This is a genomic window from Burkholderia sp. Ac-20345 (assembly GCF_017104825.1).
GTDB lineage: Bacteria > Pseudomonadota > Gammaproteobacteria > Burkholderiales > Burkholderiaceae > Burkholderia > Burkholderia lata_B.
Window position 1 is genome coordinate 1 of sequence record NZ_JAAGPO010000128.1, and the last position, 22463, is coordinate 22463.

The following is a 22463-nucleotide window of genomic DNA, read 5'->3' on the forward strand; positions in this document are numbered from 1 at the left end:
TGCCCCAGAGCGATGCGCCGCCGTGCGCGGTGTCGCCCGTCAGCGCACGGGCGCTTTGCGTCTCGACGGCCGACGTGCCGGCCAGCGCGGCACCGAATGTGTCGAGCACGTGCCGCCTGGCCTTCGCGACGACCTCCTCCGGCAACGCGTCGGCGGCCGTCTGCGCGACGAACGCCGCGAGCCGCGTTGCGCGTGTTTGCGCATCCGTCGTCATCTCGCCGACTCCTCGGCCACGCAGTGCGCGAACACGTCGACCGGATGGCCCGGTTCATTGACGGGTGCCTGGGTGCGCCACCAGCGTGCGATGTCGCGCCCGGTGGCGAACCACACGTCGCCAGCGTCGCGCAGGTGAGCCAGCAACACCCGCAGCAGATCGATGCGCGCCGGCGTGCCGATGATCTCGGGATGCAGGCGCAGCACGCAGCACAGCCCGAAGCGCCGGAACCCGTCGACGTCGCGCAGCCAGTTGTCGAGCACGTCGCGATAGGCCGCGATACGAGGCTGGCCGGCAGGCACGGGCGGCGACAGGTTGAACGCGAAGTACGGCTCGTCGTCGAGTTCGTCGTGGAGCGGCAATTCGACGAGCCGCGCACCTTCCGTGCCGCCGTCGCCGCGCGGATGCACGTACGGCCGATCGTCGCCGCGCCACGACGACGACCACGTGAAGCCCTCCGCGACGAGAAAATCCGTGAAACCGTCGGCCCAGTTGCCGGTGAACGAGCGAAACCCTTCCACGTCGCGGCCGGTCGCGTCCGCCAGCGCCGCACGCCCGGCGCGGCACGCATCGATCTGCGCGGCGAGCGGCAGCACATCGAAATCCTCGCAGCGATAACCGCTCACGCCGAGCTCGTGGCCGGCCGCCGCGATCTCGCGCACCGCGGCCCCGTGGGTTTCGGCCACGACGCCGGGCACGAACCAGCTCGCCGGTACGCCGAACGCGTCGAATGCCGCGAGCAACCGGTCGACGCCTCGGGTCGCGCCGTAGCGCCACACCGACAGCGATTTCTCGCGGCCGACGATGCGCGGCTCGCGGGTCTGGATGCCATGAATGTCGTTGAAGTCGACCGTGATCGCGACCGCGCAGCGCGCGCCGCCCGGCCATGCAGGAAATATCGTCACGCGTTGCTCCGTTGCGTCGGTTGTGCATCTCGCGTGGCTTGCGCGAGCCACCAGTCGGCCACTTCGCGACAGCGCGCGAACCATACGCCATCCCGTGCGCGCATGTGCGCGAACCACGCCTCCAGTAGCGCGATGCGCCCCGGCTTGCCGCAGACCTTCGGATGCAGCAGCGTCGTCAGGCACAGCCCTTCGCGGTACACGCCGTCGAATTCGCGCATCCAGTTGTCGAGTGTCGCGCCGTAACCGGCGATCCGGTCGAGCCCGGCCGGATAGTCGGGGTTGCGGTGATACGCGAGCGACGCGTAATCGTCGGTCTCCCAGCGGCCCGGAATCTCGACGAGCGGCGGCGCGCCGTCCGCGCCGTGCAGCAGGTACGGCCGGTCGTCGCCGCGCATCGAACTCGAATAGCGCACGCCCGCCTCGCGCAGCACGGCCACGGTCGCGTCGCTCCAGTCGCCGGACGGCGTGCGAAACCCGACCGGCCGCACGCCGAGCGTGCGCGCGAAGACGTCGGCCGACCGCGCCATGATTTCGCGCTGCCGCTCGGGCTCGAGCATCCAGAACGCTTCGTGCCGATAGCCGTGATAGCCGATTTCGTGGCCGCGCTCGACGATCGCCGCGCATTGCGCGGGCCACGTCTGCGCGATCCACGCGGGCACGAAGAACGTCGCGGGCAGGTCGAACGACGCGAGCATGTCGAGCAACCGGCCGAGCGCGCGCCACGGCCCGTAGCTGCCGAGCGTGAAATACGCGGGGTTGCGCCAGATCGACCCGTTCAGCATCGCGTCGCCGGTCGGGCCGTCGAGATCGAACGCGAGCGCGACGCATGCGCGCTTCGCGTCCGGCCAGCGGGGAGCGAGGTCCGTCATCTCGAGCTCAGCGCGTCGCGTTGATCGTCGCCTTCGCCACCGCGTGCTCCTGCAGCCCCCATTTTGCGAGCAGCTTCTGGTACGAACCGTCGGCGATCAGCTGGTTGAGCGCCGTCGTCAGCGCGCTGCTCAGCGCGGTATTGCCCTTCGCGACGCCGATACCCGTGTATTGCGACAGGAACGGCTTGCCGACCGGCGCATACGCGTTCTGTTCGAGACTGTTCTGGTACGGCAGCGTCTCGCCGCCCTGCACGGCCGCGTCGATGCGGTTCTGGCGCAATTGCATCCGCGCATCCGCCGAGCCGTCGGTGCCGATCACGACGATCGCAGGCTTGCCGGCCTTCACGCAGTTCTCCGCGCTCCACGCAGTCGTGTTGTCGGGAAACGACGTGCGCCGGCTCGACCCGACGCGCTTGCCGCACAGCGCGTTCATCTGCGCGAACTCGCCGGCTCGCGCCTTCAGCGTGTAGAACTGCGGGCCCGTCTCGATGTAGTCGACGAAGGTCACCGCATCGCGGCGGGTCGGCAGGTCGGTCATGCCGGACAGGATCATGTCGACGCGTTGGGTGGCAACCGCGCTCATCATCTGGTCGAAGCTGGTTTCGACCCAGTTCAGTTTCGCGCCCATCTTCGCGGCCAGTGCCTCGCCGAGATCGACGTCGAAGCCCGCCAGCTTGTCGGTCGCCGGGTCCTTGTATTCGAACGGCGGATAGTTCGGCACGATCGCGACGTTCAGCGTGCGTTTCGCGCTCGCGGATTGCGCGGCGGCGTACGACGCGTGGAGCGCGAGCGCGCCGAATGCGACGGCGGCCAGCGTGCGGGTCAGGACGGATGCTTTCATGGGATGTCGCCTTGTCGTAATGAAGTCATGGGGGGACTGCGCCGCTCTCGGTGACGGCTCGATCGATCGGGGGCCCGGCCCGTTCATGCAATCACGGCGGAGATGAAGTCGCGCGTGCGCGCATGCGTCGGCGCGGACAGCACCTGGTCGGGCGGCCCGCTCTCGACGATCCGGCCGCCGTCCATGAACACGACACGGTCGGCCACCTCGCGCGCGAACCCGAGCTCGTGCGTGACGACGATCATCGTCATCCCGCTCTTCGCGAGATCGCGCATCACGGCCAGCACTTCACCGACGAGTTCAGGGTCGAGCGCCGACGTCGGTTCGTCGAACAGGATCAGTTGCGGATGCATCGCGAGCGCCCGCGCGATCGCGACGCGCTGTTGCTGGCCGCCCGACAGCTCGACCGGAAACGCGTCGCACTTGTGCCCGAGCCCGACGCGCGCGAGCAGCGCGCGCGCTTCCTCCTCGGCTTGCGCGCGGCGGCGCTTGAGCACCTGCACGGGGCCTTCGATCACGTTCTCGAGCGCGGTCTTGTGCGGAAACAGGTTGAAGCGCTGGAACACCATGCTGGTCGCGAGCCGCTGGCGCGCGACCTGGCGCTCCGACAGCTCGTGAAGCCGGTCGCCGGTGCGCCGGTAGCCGGCCAGCTCGCCGTTGACCCACAGCGCGCCCGCGCTGATCGTCTCGAGCTGGTTGATGCAGCGCAGGAACGTGCTCTTGCCCGAGCCCGACGGCCCGATGATGCACAGCACTTCGCCCGGCGCGACATCGAGCGTGATGCCGTGCAGCGCCTGGAAATCGCCGTACGACTTGCGCACGTCGACCGCGCGAACGACCGCGTTCGTCATGACGTTCTCCCGATGGTTGAGGATCGTATCGTTCATTTGCGCCCTGCCGCGCGGCCCGCGCCGCGTGCGTAGCGCCGTTCGACGCGCGCCTGCGCGAGCGACAGCACGGTCACGACCGCGAGATACCAGATGCCGGCAACGATCAGCAGCTCGATCACGCGGGCGTTCGCGTAATAGATGTTCTGCGCGTTGTGCAGCATCTCCGCGTATTGCACGACGCTCGCGAGCGACGTCAGCTTGACCATGCCGATCAGCTCGTTGCCGATCGGCGGCACGATCACGCGCATCGCCTGCGGCAGGATGATCCGGCGCAGCGCCTGCAGGCGCGCCATGCCGATCGATTTCGCGGCCTCGTACTGGCCGGTGTCGACCGACAGCAGCCCTGCGCGCACGACCTCCGACGTATACGCGCCCTGGTTGATCCCGAGCCCGAGCACGGCCGCGAGGAACGGCGTCATCACGTCGACGGTCCGGTATTCGGCGATGCCCGGGATGCCGAGCGTCGGAAACACCAGCGCGAGGTTGAACCACAGCAGCAGCTGCAGGATCACCGGCGTGCCGCGGAACAGCCAGATGTAGCCCTGCGCGATCGCGCCGAGCACCGGGTTCGACGACAGCCGCATCACCGCGGTGACGACGCCGAGCACGACACCGAGTGTCATCGCAAGCACGGTCATCACGATCGTGTTGCCGAGCCCCGTCAGGATCGAGTGCGCGGTGAGGAACTGGCCGACGACGCGCCACTCGATCTGGCCGCGCGCGAACGCGGCGACCACATAGGCAAGCGCGGCGATGATCGCGATCGATGCGACATAACGGCCCCAGTAGCGCCGGCGCACGCGCACGAGGCCGGCTGTGTCGTCTGCCGCGGGGCCGGCCGGCACGGATGCGCGGTCGAGACGGCTCGAATCGGATGCGCTCAGCATGACGGCCCCCGGTAGTCGGCCGCCCACGCGGCCTGGCGTTCGATTGCTTCGCCCAGGCGGCCGATCTGCTCGCGCACACGGGCGGGCGACGTGCCGCCCGCACCGCCGCGGGCCGCGACGGCCGCGTCGAGCGTCAGATGCGCGCGCACCGCCGGCGCGAGCCGCGCGTCGACGGCCTGCAGCTGTGCCGCGCTCGCATCCGCGAGCTCGATGCCGTCCCGTTCGCACGCGCGCACGAGCGCGCCGGTGATTTCGTGCGCTTCGCTGAACGGCACCCCCGTCAGCGCCAGCCAGTCGGCGACTTCAGTGGCGAGCGTGAAACCGAGCGGTGCCTGGCGACGCATCTCGTCGACGTTCACGCGCATCGTGCGGATCATCCCGGCCATCGCCGGCAACACGAGTTCGAGCGTGTCGATCGCATCGAACGCGGCGATCTTGTCTTCCGCGAGATCGCGGTTGTACGCGAGCGGCAGCGATTTCAGCGTCGCGAGCAGGCCCGTGAGATTGCCGATCAGGCGCCCTGCCTTGCCGCGCGTGAGTTCCGCGATGTCCGGGTTCTTCTTCTGCGGCATGATCGAGCTGCCCGTCGCATAGCCGTCGTCGAGTTCCACCCAGCGGAATTGTCGCGACGTCCACAGGATCACTTCTTCCGACAGGCGGGACAGGTTGACGGCCAGCATGCTCGTGACGAACGAGAATTCGGCGACGTGATCGCGGGCCGCCACCGCGTCGATCGAGTTCTCGCACGGCGCGTCATAACCGAGCTCCTGCGCGGACAGCTCGGGCCGCACGCAGATCGCCGAACCGGCGAGCGCGGCTGCGCCGAGCGGCGAACGCGCGGTGCGACGGTCCCAGTCGACCAGGCGGTCGGCGTCGCGATACAGCGACTGCGCGTGCGCGAGCAACTGATGGCCGAACACGATCGGCTGGGCCGGCTGCAGGTGGGTGAATCCGGCCGTCACCGTATCGACGTGCCGGCTCGCCTGGCCGACCAGCGCGTCCTGCAGGTCGAGCACGCCGCGCACCAGCTGGCGCGCCTTGTCGCGCAGGTACAGGCGCAGGTCGTTCGCCGCCTGGTCGTTGCGCGAGCGCCCGGCGCGCAGCTTGCCGCCCAGCGCCGGCAGCCGCTGCGTGAGTACGCGCTCGAGGAAGGTATGCACGTCCTCGTCGGCCAGCGACGGCGCGATCGCGCCGGCCGCGTAGTCGCGTGCGATGCCGTCCATCGCGGCCAGCAGTTGCGCCAGTTCGTCGTCGCTCAAGATGCCTGCGCGATTCAGCTCTCGCGCATGCGCACGGGAGCCCGCCAGGTCGTACGGCACGAGACGGAAAAAACTCGGATCGGAGCGGGACAGGTTCAGCAGCGCATCGGACGGCTGCGACTGGAAGCGGCCGCCCCACAGGCGTTCGATCGGTTCGGTAAGGCTCATTGCGGTCGACCTCGACTCGGTTGGATTGCCCCCACTGTAGGCATTCAATTTTTTTTGTTGTAGCGAGAAATTGAATCCGCTTAAATGAAATTTTTCTCAGCACAGCGTCGTTCGACGCGCCTGCCGATGCGCAACCGCCTGCCCCCGCTGAACCCGCTTCGTGCGTTCGAAGCCGCCGCCCGGCGCGGCAGCGTGTCGGCCGCCGCCGACGAACTGCACGTGACCGCGAGCGCGGTCAGCCACCAGATCCGGATTCTCGAAAGCACGCTCGGCGTCGCGCTTTTCGTCAGATCAAAGGCGCGCGTGAAGCTCACGCCGGAAGGCGAGGCGCTGCTGGAGCCGGTCGGCGCCGCGTTCGACATGATCGCGAACGCGACCGTCAGGCTTGATTCGCCGGCCGCCGCCGGCGATCTGGTCGTGTCGACGCCGCTGTCGCTGACGTCGCGCTGGCTCGCCAGGCACATCGGCGATTTTCTCGAGCGCTACCCGGGTATCCACCTGAAAGTGATTCCGTCGAACGACGAGCGCGAGATTTATTCGCCGGACGTCGACGTCTGCATTCGCTACGGGGAAGGCAACTGGCGCAACCGGCATGTCGAGCTGCTCGAGCATCCGGCGCTGTTTCCGGTCGTGAGCCCGGCCTTGATGAACGGGCCGGATGCGATCCGCAAGGTGCAGGATCTCGCGGGACGCACGCTGTTCTGCGAGCATGCGGGTTCGTGGATGCGCTGGCTGGCGGAAGCGAACGCCGACCAGCTGCCGGGCATCCGCATTCTCGAAATCGGCAACGCGCACATCGGCGTCGAAGCCGCGGTGCACGGGCAAGGCGTGGCGCTCGGCGACAGCCTGTCGGTGCGCGACGACCTGATCGACGGCACGCTCGTGCGGCCGTTCAGCGCCACGGTGCCGTCACGTCATGCTTACTATCTCGTCACGCGTCAGGAACTGGCCGACTCGCCGCTCGTGACCGCGTTCACGTCGTGGCTGCGCGCGCGCCTCGCGTGACGTGCGTCGCGACGCGAGGCCGGGCTCAGGTCGCGAGACTCGCAAGATCGTCCCACACCATCACGATGTTGTGCGACCGCCAGATCGGGCCCGGATCGATGTACTCGCCGGCAAGCCGGCCGTGCAGCGCCTCATAGAACGCGATCGCAGCGTCGTTTCCGGTGACGACACTCAACGCGGCGCCGTGGTAGCCCAACCGGCTCAAATGCATCGCCAGTCGCGCCAGCAGCTGACGGCCGATGCCGCGCCGCTTGTACCCGGGATCGACATACAGGAATTTGATCTCGCCGCGGCCGTCGAAGATCGATTCCGACGGCGCGCCGGCCGCGCCGATCCCAACGATCCTGTCGTCGGTCTCCGCAATCAGCACGAGCTGGTGCGCGTCGTTCGACGACAGCTTTTCCCGCCATTTCCTGCCACGATAGCGTTCGTCGAGGACGGCGTACGCTTGCGCCGGCGCGAGATCCCTGTAGGTATGCCGCCAGACCTTGACGTGAAAATCGGCGATCGCCTGCGCATCGTCGAGATGGGCGGACCGGATGGCTATGCCAGTCATCGAAAACTCTCCCGGGCGGCGTGGCGATGGTGGGTATGGCGTGCATCGCGGATTGTCCGCGATCCGTGCAGCGATGTCGATCACCGCTCATCGCCGGCGGCCGGGCATGCCGAACGTGCCCGCCGTTTCCTTCGTCAACCCCGCACGCGCCGCATCCTGAGCGTCGCCGACGGCGACTCGCCGAACGCCCGCTTGTACTCGATCGCGAACCGCCCGAGGTGCGCGAAGCCCCATTTCAGCGCGATGTCCGTCACCGAGGCGAGCCCCGGCGACGCGTCGGCCAGCAGCTCCTCGCGCACATGTTGCAGCCGCAACTGCCGGACGAAGCCCATCGGCGTGATCCCGTGGCGATGGCGGAAGCCGGCGAACAGCGTGCTCGGGCTGACGCCGGCGAGTTCGGCGAGCCGCTCGATCGTCAGCGACTCGTCGAGATGCGCGCGGATGTAGTCCTCGACGCGCCGCACGTAGAACGGCGCGAGCGCCACCGGCAAGTGCCGCGTGCCGTTGCGCGCGCTGTTCGGGTGGCCGTGCAGCAGCAGGTTGAGCAGCGTCGATTCGAGCTGCTCGAACGCGAGCGGATGACGCAGCGGATGCGCATCCGTCGCGATCGCCCCGGCGAGGATCGGCAGCATCTGCGCCAGACACGTCCCCTGCGACGACGACAGGCTGAATTCCGGCTCGAATTCGACCGGCGCGCGCCGGTCGTCGCCGAAATGCCGCTGCGCGTGGCGCTCCATCACTTCGCGTTCGATGCGCAGGATCACCTGCGGGCACGCATCGCCCCAGCGCATCTTCAGCGACAGCGTCGGCGAGATCAGCGACGCGGTGCCCGGCGACGACACGAAACGCGCCGACCCGCACTCGATTTCCGCGTCGCCGCGCAGCGGAATCTGCAACAGGAAGAAGTGCTCGAGCGGCCCGGGCTCGATGCTGACGCCACCGCCGTAATCGAGCAGGTTCAACGACAGGTTGCCCCAGCGCGCATGATGCATGCAGCTGTGCAGCGCGCGCGATTCGCCGGTCGGCGTGAGCCGGTGCGGCTTGAATACGTCGGCGACGCGTGCGCGAACCTCGTCGACGTCGTTCGACTGCAGCAGCAGGTTGTCGTGATTGAAACAGGCCGTATCCGGCAGCCAGCCTGTTCCGGAAATTTGCGCCATCGATGTTCTCCCGTCATGCTCGATTGCACTCGCGCCGTGCATGCGTTCCCGGTATGGGGGCATCCGCCGCACGATCCGGATAGCGCCCGGAGTATCCGGACAGTCCGGCCGCCAAAGCACGCAAGTCCCGCGCAAACGACGCAAGAAGCGGACCGTTCGCGCATCGTAGAAAACTGTGCGGGCCTTCCGCATCCGCACATACCCGCAGTCAGCCGCGCGCCTGCCCACGCACGGCGGCCGGTGCAACAGGTTTCCGGAATTCGCGGATACCGGCCGAAGAAAGCGGATAGAAACACCCATTTCGTCCGCCAATACTGGGCCCGTCGCAGCAATGAAACGAATGGAGGGACACATGGAAGGACGTCACATCGAGATTCCGTCGCCGGACGGCGGCACGTTTCGCGCATACCTGAGCACACCGGCCGCCGGCAAGGGGCCCGGCATCGTGCTGTGCCACGAGATCTTCGGCGCGAACGCAACGATGCGGGAAGCAGCCGACTACTACGCGGAGGAAGGCTATACGGTACTCGTGCCCGACCTGTTCTGGCGCCAGGCGCCGGGGATCGAACTCGGTTACACAGCCACCGATGCCGAGCGCGCGATGGCCCTTTACCGCGAATACGACGAGAACAAGGGCGTCGAGGACATCGGCGCCGCGCTGGGCGCACTCAAGCAGTTGCCGGAATGCACGGGCGAAGCCGGCGTGCTCGGCTACTGCCTCGGCGGCAAGCTCGCCTATCTCGCCGCGTGCCGGCTGCCGGGCGTGGCTGCGGCGGTCAGCTACTACGGCGTGGGCATCGAGCAGGCGCTCGACGAGGCGTCGCACCTGCACGGCCGGCTCGTGCTGCAGATCGCGGGCCAGGACCGCTTCTGCCCGCCCGACGTGCAGCAGCGCATCGCCGAAGCGCTCGCCGGGCGCGACGACGTCGAAGTGTATGTGTATCCGGGCGTCGATCACGCGTTCGCGCGCGCCGGCGGCGATCATTTCGACAAGGCTGCCGCGGTGATGGCCCACCAGCGCGCGATCGCCGCGTTCCGCGCCGCGCTCGGCCCGCGCTACGACCTGTCCACACTGTGGGAAGCGCACCTCAAGCACGAATTCGACACGCGCAACGTCGATGCAACGATGGCGACGATGGTTGCCGAACCGTACGTCAACCATATTCCGACGCTGACGGGCGGCGTGGGCTACGACGAACTCAAGCGCTTCTACACGCATCATTTCGTGCATGCGAATCCGCCGGACACGACGATCACGCCGATCTCGCGCACGATCGGCGCGAGCCAGATCGTCGACGAGCTGCTGTTCTGCTTCACGCACACCACCGAAATCGACTGGATGCTGCCGGGCGTCGCACCGACCGGCAAGCGCGTCGAGATTCCGCTCGTCGCGATCGTCAAGTTCCGCGGCGACAAGCTCTATCACGAGCACATCTACTGGGACCAGGCGAGCGTGCTCGTGCAGATCGGCCTGCTCGATCCGGCCGGCCTGCCCGTCGCGGGCGTCGAAACGGCCCGCAAGCTGCTCGACGAAGCCGTGCCGTCGAACGGCCTGATGCGCCGCTGGCACGACAGCGAGCCGTCGTCGGGTGCGCATTGACGCGACCCTTCCCTCACCCAACGATTTCCGGAGACACCCCATGACTGCCCTTGCTGGCAAAGTCGCGATCGTCACCGGCGGCGCCACGCTGATCGGCGCCGCGGTCGCGCAGGACCTGAGCCGCGCCGGTGCGTGCGTCGCGATTCTCGATCTGGATGCACAGAACGGTGCGCGCGTAGCCGATTCGCTTGGCGAACGGGCGATGTTCGTCGCGCTCGACATCACCGATGATCGCGCGATCGAGCGCGCGGTATCGGCCATCGTCGAGCGGTTCGGCGCGATCGACGTGCTCGTCAACCTCGCGTGCAGCTACGTCGACAACGGTATCCAGGCGACCCGCAACGACTGGCTCGCCGCGATGGACGTCAACGTCGTGTCGGCGGCGATGCTCGCGAAGGCCGTGCATCCGCACATGGTCCGGCGCGGCGGCGGCGCGATCGTGAACTTCAGCTCGATCTCGGCCCAGTGCGCGCAGACCGGCCGCTGGCTGTACCCGACCTCCAAGGCGGCGATCCGCCAGCTCACGCGCAGCATGGCGATGGATCTCGCGCCCGACCGCATTCGCGTCAACTCGGTGTCGCCGGGATGGACGTGGTCGCGCGTGATGGACGAGATGACGCACGGCGACCGTGCGAAGACCGATCGCGTCGCCGCGCCGTTCCACCTGCTCGGCCGCGTCGGCGATCCGTCCGAGGTCGCGCAGGTCGTGACGTTCCTGTGCAGCGACGCGGCGAGCTTCGTGACGGGCGCCGACTACGCGGTGGACGGCGGCTATTCCGCGATGGGCCCCGAACAGGCGGTGCCGGCCATTCCGCGCCTCGCGGAATGACCGCTGCCCGCCGCCGCTTTCCGCCACCCTTTTTCCGGCCGGCATCCGGCCACCCAAGGACCTACTCATGAGACGCATCGCCATCGTCGGCGCCGGCCAGTCCGGCCTGCAACTCGCCTTCGCCCTGCTCGACCAGGGCTACCACGTCACGCTCGCGACGAACCGCGACGCCGAGCAGATCCGCACGGGCAAGGTCATGTCGAGCCAGTGCATGTTTCACACGTCGTTGCAGATCGAGCGCGATCTCGGCCTGAATACGTGGGAGGAAGCGTGCCCGTCCGTCGAAGGAATCGGCATCGCGGTGCCGCATCCGGACGGCAACGGCCGCAAGGCGATCGACTGGTCGTCGCGGCTGACCCGCTATGCGCAGTCGGTCGACCAGCGCGTGAAAATGGCCGACTGGCTCGACGGCGTGCGGCGCCGCGGCGCGGACGTGCGCATTGCCGACATCGGCGTGCCCGAACTCGAGGAACTGGCGCGCAGCCATGACCTCGTGCTGCTCGCGGCCGGCAAGGGCGAGATCGTCAACCTGCTCGGCCGCGACGATGCGCGCAGCGCGTTCGACCGCCCGCAACGCGCGCTGGCCCTCACCTACGTGAAAGGGATGACGCCGAGCCAGCCGTATTCGCGCGTGCGCTTCAACCTGCTGCCCGGCATCGGCGAGTATTTCGTGTTCCCCGCGCTGACCACGACGGGCCCGTGCGAAATCATGGTGTTCGAAGGCATTCCGGGCGGCCCGCTCGACTGCTGGGCCGATGTGAAGACGCCCGAGCAGCATCTGGACCGGAGCCTGTCGTTCCTGCAGCACTATGTGCCGTGGGAATTCGAGCGCTGCCGCGACGTCGAGCTCACCGATCCGAACGGCACGCTGGCCGGACGCTTCGCGCCGACGGTGCGCAAGCCGTTCTTCCGGCTGCCGTCGGGCCGCACGGTGTTCGGGATGGCCGATGCGGTGGTTGTCAACGATCCGATCACCGGCCAGGGATCGAACAACGCCGCGAAATGCGCAAAGGCGTATTTCGACGCGATCGTCGCGCGCGACGCCGCGCCGTTCGGCGAAGACTGGATGCAGCAGACCTTCGAAGGCTACTGGGCCTATGCGCAGCACGTCGTGCGCTGGACCAACTCGCTGCTCACGCCGCCGCCGCCGCACATCCTCGAACTGCTCGGCGCGGCCGGCCAGTTGCCGTCGCTCGCCGCGACGATCGTCGATGGCTTCGACGATCCGCGCCGGTTCTCGCCGTGGTGGTTCGAGCCGTCGGCCTGCGCGGCGATGATCCGCGAACACAGCGTCCGTGCGGAGTGACCGGCATGGACACGACCGCTACCGATCGCCCGGCCCTCGACCCGATGCAGTTGCGCGCCGCATTCGGGCAATTCCCGACCGGCGTCACCGTGATCACCACGTGCGCGGCCGACGGACGCAAGGTGGGCCTCACCGCCAATTCGTTCTCGTCGCTGTCGCTTGATCCGCCGCTCGTGCTGTGGAGCCTGCGCAAGGTCGCGCCGAGCCGCCCGGATTTCGTCGCGGCCACCCATTTCGCGATCAACATCCTCGCGCACGACCAGATCGAGCTGTCGCGCCGCTTCGCGACGCCCTGCGCCGACAAGTTCGACGGCGTGCTTCACGTCGATTCGGAGACGGGCGGCGTGCCCTGCCTCGACGGCGCGAGCGCGCGCTTCGTGTGCCGTAACGTCGGCCATTACGAAGGCGGCGATCACCTGCTGTTCATCGGCCAGATCGAACAGTTCGACGCGAACGGCCATGCGCCGCTGGTGTTCCATGCCGGCCAGTATCGTGCGATCGCCGATCATCCCGATCTTTTTCGTGCCGCTTGATTAGTTATGCAAATAAATATACAGGAGATGGTGACCATGAAATTCGGCTCTCGCCTGCTCGTCGTCGCAGGCCTCACGATCGCCGGCATGGCCGCAAGCGCACCAGCCGGCGCGACCGACCTGCCGGCGGTCAACCTCGGCATGACCAGCTTCCTCGACGGCATGCCGCCGGCCGGCTCCGGCTGGTACGGCACGCAGTACCTGCAGTACTACACGGCCGGTCGCGTCAACGACAATGCGGGCAACAAGGTCGGACTGCCGAAGCAGGACATCGACCTGTTCGCGGGGCTGAGCCAGCTCGTCTATCAGTCGCCGCTGACGTTCGCGGGCATGCATCCCGGCCTCGACGTGATCCTGCCGTGGATCGCGTCCGCGCGGACCGACGACGGCATCGGCAACGTCGCGCTGAATGCGCGTGCGGGCTTCGGCGACCTGCTGATCGGCCCGTTCATCCAGTTCGACCCGGTGATGGGCGCGCAAGGCCCGCGCTTCGCGCAGCGCGTGGAATTCCAGTTCATCGCGCCGACCGGCGCGTACGATCCGTCGCGCGCGATCAACCCCGGCAGCCATTTCTGGTCGTTCGATCCGTACTGGGCGGCGACGCTGTGGCTCACGCCCAAGTGGACCGTGTCGTGGCGGCTGCATTATTTGTGGAACGCGACCAACCATCAGCCGGCCACGTCGCTCGGCCCCGACGTGACGTCGACGCAGGCCGGCCAGGCGATCCACGCGAACTTCGCGACCGAGTACGAAGTGCGCCCCGGCCTGCGGCTGGGGCTCAACGGCTACTGGCTGCGCCAGACCACCGACATGAAGGAAAACGGGCAGGACGTGCCGGGCACGCGGGAGGCCGTATTCGCGATCGGCCCGGGGGCCATGGTTAGCTTCTCGCCGCAGGACCATCTGATGTTCAACGCGTACTTCGAGACCTACGCGCGGAACCGGCCGCAGGGCACGCGGATGGTGCTGCGTTACGTGCATCACTTTCAGTGACGGCCGCGACCGGGTAAGCGGGCCGGATCATTATCGTCGGATGAAAATGCAGGCTGCCGGCACCCACGCGCCTGTCCTATAGTTTTGGAGAAGACAACGCAGGTAATACGTCACGACCACGAAGGGTCCGCGCCATGGCTACCTCAGCAACCTCCCGGTTCTTGTCGAACGTCTCGCGACGGCTGGTGCGCGGCATGGTTGCCTTCGCACCGGCCGTGGTCATCGGCATCGCCGTTTCCGCATGCGGTGGCGACGGTTCGCCTGCCTCGAGCTCGCCCGCGTTCGCGAACGCCGCGCGCCCGCAGATCAACGCACTGCTCTCGGACACGCTGACGCCCGGCGCGGTCGTCTTTGTTCAATCGCCGCAGGGCAACTGGCTCGAATCGTTCGGCACGGCCGTACGAGGCACGAACACGCCGATACCGACGAATGCGCACTTTCGCGTCGGCAGCGTGACGAAGACCTGGACCGGCACGGTGATCCTGCAACTCGTGCAGGAAGGCCGGCTGAGCCTCGGTGACACCGTCAGCAAGTTCGTCGCGAACGTGCCCAACGGCAATACGATCACGATCGAACAGTTGCTGTCCATGCGCAGCGGCCTCTACAACTATTCGACGAATCTCGCATTCAACCAGACGCTCGATGCGCAGCCGGACAAGGTGTGGACCACGTCCGAGTTGCTGGGGATCGCCGAAGGCCAGCCGGTCTATTTCGCGCCCGGCGCGAATTTTCGCTACTCGAATACGAACACGGTGCTGCTCGGGCTCATCATCGAGCAACTGACCGGCATGAGCGCGGCCGATGCGATGAACGCACGCCTGTTTGCGTCGCTCGGCCTGGCCAATACCTTTCTCCCGCCGCAGCAGAATACGTCGCTGCCGGCGCCGGCACCGCAGGGCTATCAATGGGGCACCAATGCGGAGACGACCGACAGCGACGCGCTGTCGCCCCAGCGCCAGGCCGACGCGAAAAACGGCACGCTGCAGCCGACGAACGTGACCGGCGTCAATACGTCTTGGGCGTGGACGGCCGGCTCCGGCATTTCAACCGTGACGGAACTGGCCGCCTACGTGCAGCGGCTGGTCGGCGGCGGCTACCTGAGCGCCGACCTGCAGGCACAACGGCTCGCGAGTTGCACGCCGATCGATCCGTCCGACCCGATGTCGGCGAGCTACTGCCTGGGCCTGGCCAAATTCGGCACGTTCTACGGGCACACGGGCGAGATACCGGGCTTCAATACCTTCATGGGCTACGACCCGGTCACGAAAACGACGATCGTCACGTGGACGAACACGGCTGCCGCGCCCGATGGGCGCGCACCGGCCAACGAAATCGCGCGGATCATCATGGGCGAGCTCAGCAAGGCGGCCGAGGTGCCGAGCGAAGGGCGGCCGTGATGCGGTGAAGGGGAACGTCGCGACCGGCTTTGACGTGTGCCTCAGTCTGCGGCTCAACGGCGACTGCCTGCGGCAGAACACCGGCATGAAGGACGACGCGCACGACGCGCCCGTCAGCGCACGGCATCGGCCGCAACCGCCGTGCCCCCTGACGAAACGGCGTCATTCACCGGCCGACATCGCCCGCCACAAAATGGCGAACAGTTCGTCGAACTGCGCGGTCAGCGGCCGCGTCTCGCCCCGCATCAGATGCATCACCATCACGCGCCCCAGCACGCCCATGAACACGTCCAGCAGCACCTTGCTGGATACCTTGTTGTTCAACGTGCCGCGCGCCTGCCCGTCCTTGAAGACGCCGAGGAAGGCTTCCATCAGCTCCCGGCTCTCATAGATGCCGATGTTCTTGTACCGCGACATGGGCATGGTCGTGAACATCATCAGCATCACCGAAGGATGCTTGTCCATGTAGTCCAGCGTGACCCAGCAGGTCTTGCGCAGGCGCTCGCGCACGTCGTCGATGCCCTGCAGGTGATCGATCATGCGCTCGGCCAGCCGGCCCAGCATCACGTCGAGCATCGCGCAAACCAGCACCTCCTTGCTGCCGAAGTACTTGTAGATGGTTTGCAGCGACACGTTGGCCGCACGGGCCACGTCGGCCAGGCCCACCTCATGGAAATCGCGCCCGGAAAACAGCTCCAGCACGGCCTTCTCGATCCGGGCCAGCGTGTGACCGCGCATCCGCATCAGGAGGGCGCGGCGCTCCTCGGGCTTGAGCGCATCGGGCGCCGCCTGAGCGTCAATGGATGGGTTCCTTTCCTTCATGGAAAGGCATGTTACCAAATTATCTCAAAATGAAGATAAGCCCTCCCGTTGCCTTGCCTTTCATCGCTCGCGTTACGAGAATGGCTCGCACTTGATGCCGATTTTTCACGGATGACGCGTCGCATCAGGTATGCAGAATCGGTAATCAAGATTACCGATATCGGTTGACCCATCGGGAAAACCCGGATCGCAATCACCCGACGAGCACACACCATGGCTATTCAAAATTTCTCCCCGAACTGGATGACCCATGAGCACCAGATGCTCTTCGATACGGCCAACCGTTTCTTCAAGGAGCAGTGGGTTCCCAGGGACGAAGCCTGGCGCCAGGCCGGCATGATGGACCGCCACGCGTGGGAAGAAGCCGGGGCCAACGGCTTCCTGTGTGCGTCGATGCCCGAGGAATACGGCGGCGCGGGTGGCGACTTCGGGCATGAGGCCGCACTGATCCTGGCCCAGGGCGCAGCGGGAATCGGCGGCTTCGGCGGCTCGCTGCACTCGGGCATCGTCGCCCCCTACATCCTGCGCCACGGCACCGAAGCGCAAAAGCAACGCTGGTTGCCGCGCCTCGCCACGGGCGAGCTGATCGGCGCGATTGCGATGACCGAACCCGGCACGGGGTCGGATCTGCAGGCCGTGCGCACCACCGCCACCCGGGATGGCGACCACTACCGCATCAACGGCAGCAAGACCTTCATCACCAACGGCCAGCTCGCCAACCTGGTCATCGTGGTCTGCAAGACCAGCAGGGACGAAGGCGCGCAAGGCATGTCGCTGCTCGTGATCGAGACCGATCAGGCGCCGGGCTTCAGGCGCGGGCGCAACCTCGACAAGCTGGGGATGGATGCGCAGGACACCTCGGAACTGTTCTTCGACGACGTGCGGGTGCCCGTCGACAACCTGCTGGGCGGGAACGAAGGCATGGGCTTCATCCAGCTGATGCAGGAGCTGCCGCAGGAACGGCTGATCGTCGCCGTGGCGGGCATCGCGGCCATGGAGCTGGCGATGCAGGAAACGCTGGCCTACACGAAGGAACGCCAGGCGTTCGGCAAGCCGATCTTCTCGTTCCAGAACACGCGTTTCAAGCTCGCCGAATGCCAGGCGCTGCTGATGGCGTCGCGCACGCTCGTGGACGCGGCCATCGTCGCGCACCTCCGCGGCGAGCTGGGCGTGGACCGCGCAGCGCTCATCAAGTACTGGGTCACCGACAACCAGTGCAAGCTGATCGACGAATGCCTGCAGTTCTTCGGCGGCTACGGCTACATGAAGGAATACCCGATCGCCCGCCTGTACGCCGACGCGCGCGTGCAGCGCATCTACGGCGGGACCAACGAAATCATGAAGGAACTGGCTTCGCGCTACCTGTAAGTACCGGCGCGCCTTCATCCCACCCACCCATCCATCCATCCAGGGAATGTCCCTCATGACCGAAGCCTGTATTTTCGATGCCGTGCGCACGCCGCGCGGCAAGGGCAAGAAAGACGGCGGCCTGCACCAGGCCACCCCCGTATGGCTGCTGCGCACGCTGCTGCAGGCGCTGCAAGCGCGCAGCGGGCTCGACACCGCGCGGGTGGACGACGTGGTGCTGGGCTGCGTGACGCCCGTGGGCGAGCAAGGCGCGGACATTGCCCGCACCGCCGTGCTCGACGCGGGCTGGGCGCAAAGCGTGGCGGGCGTGACGCTGTCGCGCTTCTGCGCGTCGGGGCTGGAAGCCGCCAACCTCGCTGCGGCGAAGATCATGTCGGGAATGGAGGACATGGTGGTTGCCGGCGGTGTCGAATCCATGAGCCGCTGGGCGATGGGCAGCGACGGCGGCGCGTGGGTGATGGATCCGCGCGTCAACAGCGGCACGGCCTTCGTTCCGCAGGGCATCAGCGCCGATCTCGTCGCCACGCTCGAAGGCTTCGGCCGCGGCGATCTCGATGCGTATGCCGCCGAGTCGCATCGCCGTGCAGCGCATGCGCAGGCGCAGGGTTACTTCGCACGGTCGATCGTCCCGGTGACGGATCTCAACGGCCGGCTCCTGCTGGATCGCGACGAAACGGTTCGCCCCGGCGCCTCGGTCGAATCGCTTGCGCAGATCGGCGCCGCGTTTGAAACGATGGGCGCCATGGGCTTCGACGCCACCGCGCTGGACAAATACACGACCATCGAAAGAATCCACCACCACCACCATGCAGGCAACTCGTCCGGCATCGTCGACGGCGCGGCACTGCTGCTGATGGGCAGCAAGGCCGCGGGCGAGCAGGCGGGGCTCAAGCCGCGCGCCCGGGTGCGTGCGTTCGCGGTCACGGGCACCGAGCCCACCATCATGCTCACCGGCCCCACGCCCGCCGTGCGCAAGGCGCTGGCCAAGGCGGGCATGGCGGCCTCGGACATCGACCTGTGGGAGATCAACGAAGCGTTCGCCACCGTGCCGATGAAGACGGCGCGCGATCTCGGCGTGTCGCTCGACAGCGTGAACGTCAACGGCGGCTCGATCGCGATGGGCCACCCGCTGGGCGCGACAGGCGCCATCCTCCTCGGCACCGCGCTGGACGAACTGGAGCGCACCGGCCAATCCACCGCGCTGGCCACCCTGTGCGTCGGCGCCGGCATGGGTATCGCCACCATCATCGAACGCGTTTGAAGAAGGCCCCGCACATGACCCCCTACACCACCCTCTCGTTTGATGTGGACGCCAACGGCATCGGCCTGGTCGCCATCGATCAGCCCGGCCGCGCGATGAACGTGCTCGCCCCCACGCTGATGGAAGATTTCACGCGCGTCATCGGGCACGTGGAACAGGAAGCCGGGATCAAGGGCCTCGTGATCACCTCCGGCAAGCCGAGCTTCATCGTCGGCGCCGACATCGACCAGCTCAGCCGGATCACCTCCGCCGAGCAAGCCTTCCAGTTGAGCGAACAGCTCAAGGCGCTGCTGCGCCGCATGGAAAAATGCGGCAAGCCCGTCGTGGCCGCGCTCAACGGCACCACGCTCGGCGGCGGACTGGAACTGGCGCTGGCCTGCCATGCGCGCTTTGCGATCGACGACCCCAAGGCAAGGATCGGCCTGCCTGAAGTCAAGCTGGGCCTGTTGCCCGGCGGCGGCGGGACCCAGCGCCTGCCGCGCATGATCGGCATCCAGAAGAGCTTCGAGCTGATCACCCAGGGCACCGAGCTGAGCCCGGCCAAGGCGCTGGGTCTCGGCCTGCTGAACGAACTGGCCGCCACGCGCGAGGAACTGCTGCAGCAGGCCCGTGCGTGGTGCGTGGCCAACCCCGCGCCCGTGCAGCCGTGGGACAGCAAGGGTTTTCGCATTCCCGGCGGCGACAGCAAGAGTCCCGCCGTCGTGCAGATGCTGGCCGTTGCGCCCTCCATGGCCAATGCGAAGGCACATGGCAACTACCCGGCCCTTACCCACATCATGAGTTGCCTGTTCGAGGGCTGCCTGCTCGACTTCGACGCCGGCTCGCAGGTGGAGTCGCGCTACTTCGCCGCCTGCGTGATGTCGCAGGTCAGCCGGAACATGATCGGCACGCTGTGGTACCAGCTCAATGCGATCAAGAAGGGGCAGTCGCGCCCCGCCGGCGTGCCGCCGGGCAAGGTGAGGAAGGTGGGCATCCTCGGCGCGGGGATGATGGGCGCGGGCATCGCGTACGTATCGGCCAAGGCGGGGATCGACGTGGTGCTGCTCGATACCACGCAAGAGAACGCCGACAAGGGCAAGGCGTATTCGCAGGGGCTGCTGGAGAAGGCGCTGGCGCGCGGCAAGACCACGCAGGACAAGCGCGACGCCCTGCTCGCGCGCATCCTGCCCACCACGCGCTACGACGACCTGCGGGGCTGCGACCTGGTGGTCGAGGCCGTGTTCGAGGACCGCGCGATCAAGGCCGACTGCACGACGCTGGCCGAGGCCGTCATCGGCGAGGACGCGGTGTTCGCGTCCAACACGTCGACGCTGCCGATCACGGGCCTGGCACTGGTGAGCCGCCGCCCGGCCCACTTCATCGGCCTGCACTTCTTCTCGCCCGTGGACAAGATGCCGCTGGTCGAGATCATCGTGGGCGCGAAGACCTCCGACGAGACGCTGGCGCGCGGCTTCGACTACGTGCTGCAGATCGGCAAGACGCCCATCGTGGTGAATGACAGCCGGGGCTTCTACACGTCGCGCGTGTTCGCCACCTACGTGATGGAGGGCATCGCGATGCTGGCCGAAGGCGTGCATCCGCGCTCCATCGAGGTGGCCGGTCTCAAGGCAGGCATGCCCATGCCGCCGCTGGCGCTGCAGGACGAAGTCTCGCTCGGCCTGTCGTTGCACGTGACTGACCAGACACGCCGCGACCTGGAGGCCGAAGGCAAGGTCTACCCGCCGCACCCCGCCGAGGCCGTGCTGCGCAAGGTGGGCCGCGACCTGGGCCGGGTCGGAAAGAAAGCGGGCAAAGGCTTTTACGATTACCAGGGCAAGGAAAAGTCGTTGTGGCCCGAACTTACCGCGCTCTACCCGCCGCGTGCCGACCAGCCCGCGCAGCAGGAGCTGGTGGATCGCCTGATGTTCATCCAGGCGAACGAGGCCGCGCGCTGCTTCGAGGAAAACGTGGTGCGTTCGGTGGCCGATACCAACATCGGCTCGATCTTCGGCTGGGGCTTTGCGCCACACCATGGCGGGGCCTTGCAGTTCATCAATGCGATGGGCGCGCAACGCTTCGTGCAGCGTGCGCGCGAACTGGCGGCGCAGTATGGCGCGCGATTCGAGCCCGCGGCGATCGTGGTCGAGCAGGCCCGTGCAGGCGGGAGGTTCGACGATGCATGACGCCGCTTTCGCCGGCGGCGCCTTGCCTCCGTTGCTGTCCGGCCTGCGGGTGCTCGATCTCTCGCGCAACCTTCCCGGCCCGTTTGCGACACGCATGCTGACCGATCTGGGCGCGAGCGTCATCAAGGTGGAACCGCCCGAGGGCGACCCGACGCGGCCGCTGGCGGGGCTGTTCGACGCCCTCAACCACGGCAAGGAATGCCGCACCATCGACTTTCGCCATGACGCGGACCTGGATCGGCTGCGCGCCTGGATCAAGGATGCCGACGTGCTGCTCGACAGCTTCCGCCCGGGCGTGTTGCAAAGCCTGGGGCTGGACGGTGCCGCCCTGCATGCGATCAACCCTCGCCTGACGATGGTGTCGATCACCGGCTATGGGCAAAGCGGCCCGTGGGCGTGCAAGGCCGGACATGACCTCAACTTCATGGCGATGTCGGGCGTGCTCGACCAGATGCGCGCCCCCACGGGCGAACCGGCTCAGCCCAATGTGCAATGGGGTGACATCGCGGGCGGGAGCGCGATGGCCTGCATCGCCGTGCTGTCGGGTGTGTTCGACGCGCGGAGAACGGGACGGGGCAGGCACCTCGACGTGAGCATGACCCACGGACTGCACGCGCAGCTCGTGATGCCGCGTGCCACGGGCGCCATGCTGGCAGCGGTGCTGGGCCGCCGCCCCGGCGCAGGCGAGGATCTGCTCAATGGCGCATTGCCTTGCTACGGCCTGTACGCGACGCAGGACGGCCGCCACCTCGCGGTCGGCGCGCTGGAGTTCAAGTTCTGGAAAGCGGCGTGTGAAGTGTTCGACCGCCCCGACTGGGAGGCACGGCACTGGCAGCGCGGGCAAGTGCCCGGCTCCAGCGACTGCGCGGCCCTGCGCGCCGAGGTGGAACGCCTGATCGCGTCGCAACCGCTGGCGGTCTGGAGCGAACGGTTCGCACCGGCGGACGCCTGCGTGACGCCCGTTCTCACGCTGGAGGAGGCTCACGCACATCCTCTTTTCGCGGGTCACGCCCGGCCGCAACCCTGGGCCGAGGTCGGGGCTTGAGGGGCCGGTGACGGAATCACGAGAAAGGACGGAGACAACGCGCGGCCCCGCACGCCGATCGGCCCTCCTCCGCTCACGGGCCGCGAATGCCCTCGTCGATCCGCAGCAGCTGGCCGGCGTTCGCGATCACGATGAGCTCGTTCAGGTCGCGCGACACCTTGTGCCGGCTCCACAGATAGATCGGCTACACGGTCAGGCAGGTCATCGCGATAACCGGCGCAATTCCGGCGAGTGTCATCAGCGGATACGGCGCCGGATTTCGGGAAGCGGCAGGAACGCCGGTCGCGATCCACGCGCGACGCGTCGTCGCGCACAACGTGATGCCGGCAAACTTCGCCGGCATTCAGGTTAGCAGTAGGGGGCAGCCGGTATGGCGGTGGACTACGGCTTGTT

At 67.4% G+C, this 22463-nt stretch carries 21 protein-coding genes; 11 read left to right on the plus strand and 10 right to left on the minus strand.

Annotated features, from left to right (window positions below):
- From G3O06_RS32455 to argH, 7 genes are all read right to left on the minus strand, one after another.
- Window positions 1-214: MmgE/PrpD family protein (locus G3O06_RS32455; RefSeq protein WP_205818655.1), on the minus strand; the 214-nt coding region annotated here is incomplete at its 3' end.
- Window positions 211-1119, minus strand: a complete 909-nt coding sequence (locus G3O06_RS32460; protein WP_346779565.1) for a polysaccharide deacetylase — start codon at window positions 1117-1119, stop codon at window positions 211-213. The genes G3O06_RS32455 and G3O06_RS32460, both read right to left, overlap by 4 nt.
- Window positions 1116-1988, minus strand: coding sequence for a polysaccharide deacetylase (locus G3O06_RS32465; protein ID WP_205818657.1), 873 nt, complete (start codon window positions 1986-1988; stop codon window positions 1116-1118). Before G3O06_RS32465 ends, G3O06_RS32460 begins: the two co-directional genes overlap by 4 nt.
- Window positions 1989-1995: 7 nt before the next feature.
- Window positions 1996-2829 (minus strand): ABC transporter substrate-binding protein, encoded by an 834-nt coding sequence (locus G3O06_RS32470; RefSeq protein ID WP_174980210.1) that lies wholly within the window; start codon window positions 2827-2829, stop codon window positions 1996-1998.
- Window positions 2830-2912: 83 nt separating this feature from the next.
- Window positions 2913-3716 (minus strand): amino acid ABC transporter ATP-binding protein, encoded by an 804-nt coding sequence (locus G3O06_RS32475; protein ID WP_277403765.1) that lies wholly within the window; start codon window positions 3714-3716, stop codon window positions 2913-2915.
- On the minus strand, window positions 3713-4606 hold the full coding sequence (locus G3O06_RS32480; RefSeq protein WP_174966909.1) for an amino acid ABC transporter permease: 894 nt from the start codon (window positions 4604-4606) through the stop codon (window positions 3713-3715). The genes G3O06_RS32475 and G3O06_RS32480 overlap by 4 nt, the downstream gene beginning before the upstream one ends.
- Entirely contained in the window at window positions 4600-6033 is a 1434-nt protein-coding gene (gene argH, locus G3O06_RS32485; protein WP_205818658.1) for an argininosuccinate lyase, read from the minus strand. Before argH ends, G3O06_RS32480 begins: the two co-directional genes overlap by 7 nt.
- A 126-nt stretch (window positions 6034-6159) precedes the next feature.
- Between argH and gcvA the strand changes: the two genes are divergently transcribed.
- Window positions 6160-7038 (plus strand): transcriptional regulator GcvA, encoded by an 879-nt coding sequence (gene gcvA, locus G3O06_RS32490; protein ID WP_174967229.1) that lies wholly within the window; start codon window positions 6160-6162, stop codon window positions 7036-7038.
- A 25-nt stretch (window positions 7039-7063) separates the two neighbouring features.
- Here the strand turns inward: gcvA and G3O06_RS32495 are convergent, their stop codons facing one another.
- On the minus strand, window positions 7064-7594 hold the full coding sequence (locus G3O06_RS32495; RefSeq protein WP_205818659.1) for a GNAT family N-acetyltransferase: 531 nt from the start codon (window positions 7592-7594) through the stop codon (window positions 7064-7066).
- 134 nt (window positions 7595-7728) lie between these two features.
- A complete protein-coding gene (locus G3O06_RS32500) occupies window positions 7729-8754 on the minus strand; it encodes an AraC family transcriptional regulator (RefSeq protein WP_205818660.1) in 1026 nt (341 codons plus the stop codon).
- A 352-nt stretch (window positions 8755-9106) separates the two neighbouring features.
- Here G3O06_RS32500 and G3O06_RS32505 point away from each other — a divergent pair, with 352 nt between their 5' ends.
- The 6 genes from G3O06_RS32505 (at window position 9107) to G3O06_RS32530 (ending at window position 15412) form a co-directional block, all read left to right on the plus strand.
- Entirely contained in the window at window positions 9107-10354 is a 1248-nt protein-coding gene (locus tag G3O06_RS32505; RefSeq protein ID WP_205818661.1) for a dienelactone hydrolase family protein, read from the plus strand.
- Between the two features lie 40 nt (window positions 10355-10394).
- Entirely contained in the window at window positions 10395-11183 is a 789-nt protein-coding gene (locus G3O06_RS32510; RefSeq protein WP_205818662.1) for an SDR family oxidoreductase, read from the plus strand.
- Between the two features lie 67 nt (window positions 11184-11250).
- Window positions 11251-12489, plus strand: a complete 1239-nt coding sequence (locus G3O06_RS32515) for a styrene monooxygenase/indole monooxygenase family protein (protein WP_205818663.1) — start codon at window positions 11251-11253, stop codon at window positions 12487-12489.
- Window positions 12490-12494: 5 nt separating this feature from the next.
- On the plus strand, window positions 12495-13022 hold the full coding sequence (locus tag G3O06_RS32520; protein ID WP_174996780.1) for a flavin reductase family protein: 528 nt from the start codon (window positions 12495-12497) through the stop codon (window positions 13020-13022).
- 36 nt (window positions 13023-13058) lie between these two features.
- Complete coding sequence (locus G3O06_RS32525) at window positions 13059-14015, plus strand: transporter (RefSeq protein ID WP_205818664.1); 957 nt, start codon at window positions 13059-13061, stop codon at window positions 14013-14015.
- 194 nt (window positions 14016-14209) lie between these two features.
- Window positions 14210-15412, plus strand: coding sequence for a beta-lactamase family protein (locus G3O06_RS32530; RefSeq protein WP_241020358.1), 1203 nt, complete (start codon window positions 14210-14212; stop codon window positions 15410-15412).
- A 162-nt stretch (window positions 15413-15574) separates the two neighbouring features.
- Here the strand turns inward: G3O06_RS32530 and G3O06_RS32535 are convergent, their stop codons facing one another.
- A complete protein-coding gene (locus G3O06_RS32535; RefSeq protein WP_174966919.1) occupies window positions 15575-16234 on the minus strand; it encodes a TetR/AcrR family transcriptional regulator in 660 nt (219 codons plus the stop codon).
- A 213-nt stretch (window positions 16235-16447) separates the two neighbouring features.
- Between G3O06_RS32535 and G3O06_RS32540 the strand changes: the two genes are divergently transcribed.
- Genes G3O06_RS32540 through G3O06_RS32555 form a run of 4 tightly spaced genes read left to right on the plus strand, consistent with a single transcriptional unit; the run spans window position 16448 to window position 22070 of the window.
- Window positions 16448-17602 (plus strand): acyl-CoA dehydrogenase family protein, encoded by a 1155-nt coding sequence (locus G3O06_RS32540; RefSeq protein ID WP_205818666.1) that lies wholly within the window; start codon window positions 16448-16450, stop codon window positions 17600-17602.
- 55 nt (window positions 17603-17657) lie between these two features.
- Window positions 17658-18863: an acetyl-CoA C-acetyltransferase gene (locus G3O06_RS32545; RefSeq protein WP_205818667.1), complete on the plus strand. Its 1206-nt coding sequence runs from the start codon at window positions 17658-17660 to the stop codon at window positions 18861-18863.
- Between the two features lie 14 nt (window positions 18864-18877).
- Window positions 18878-21025, plus strand: coding sequence for a 3-hydroxyacyl-CoA dehydrogenase NAD-binding domain-containing protein (locus G3O06_RS32550; protein WP_205818668.1), 2148 nt, complete (start codon window positions 18878-18880; stop codon window positions 21023-21025).
- Window positions 21018-22070, plus strand: coding sequence for a CaiB/BaiF CoA-transferase family protein (locus G3O06_RS32555; protein WP_205818669.1), 1053 nt, complete (start codon window positions 21018-21020; stop codon window positions 22068-22070). The genes G3O06_RS32550 and G3O06_RS32555 overlap by 8 nt, the downstream gene beginning before the upstream one ends.
- The last annotated feature ends 393 nt before the right edge of the window (window positions 22071-22463 follow it).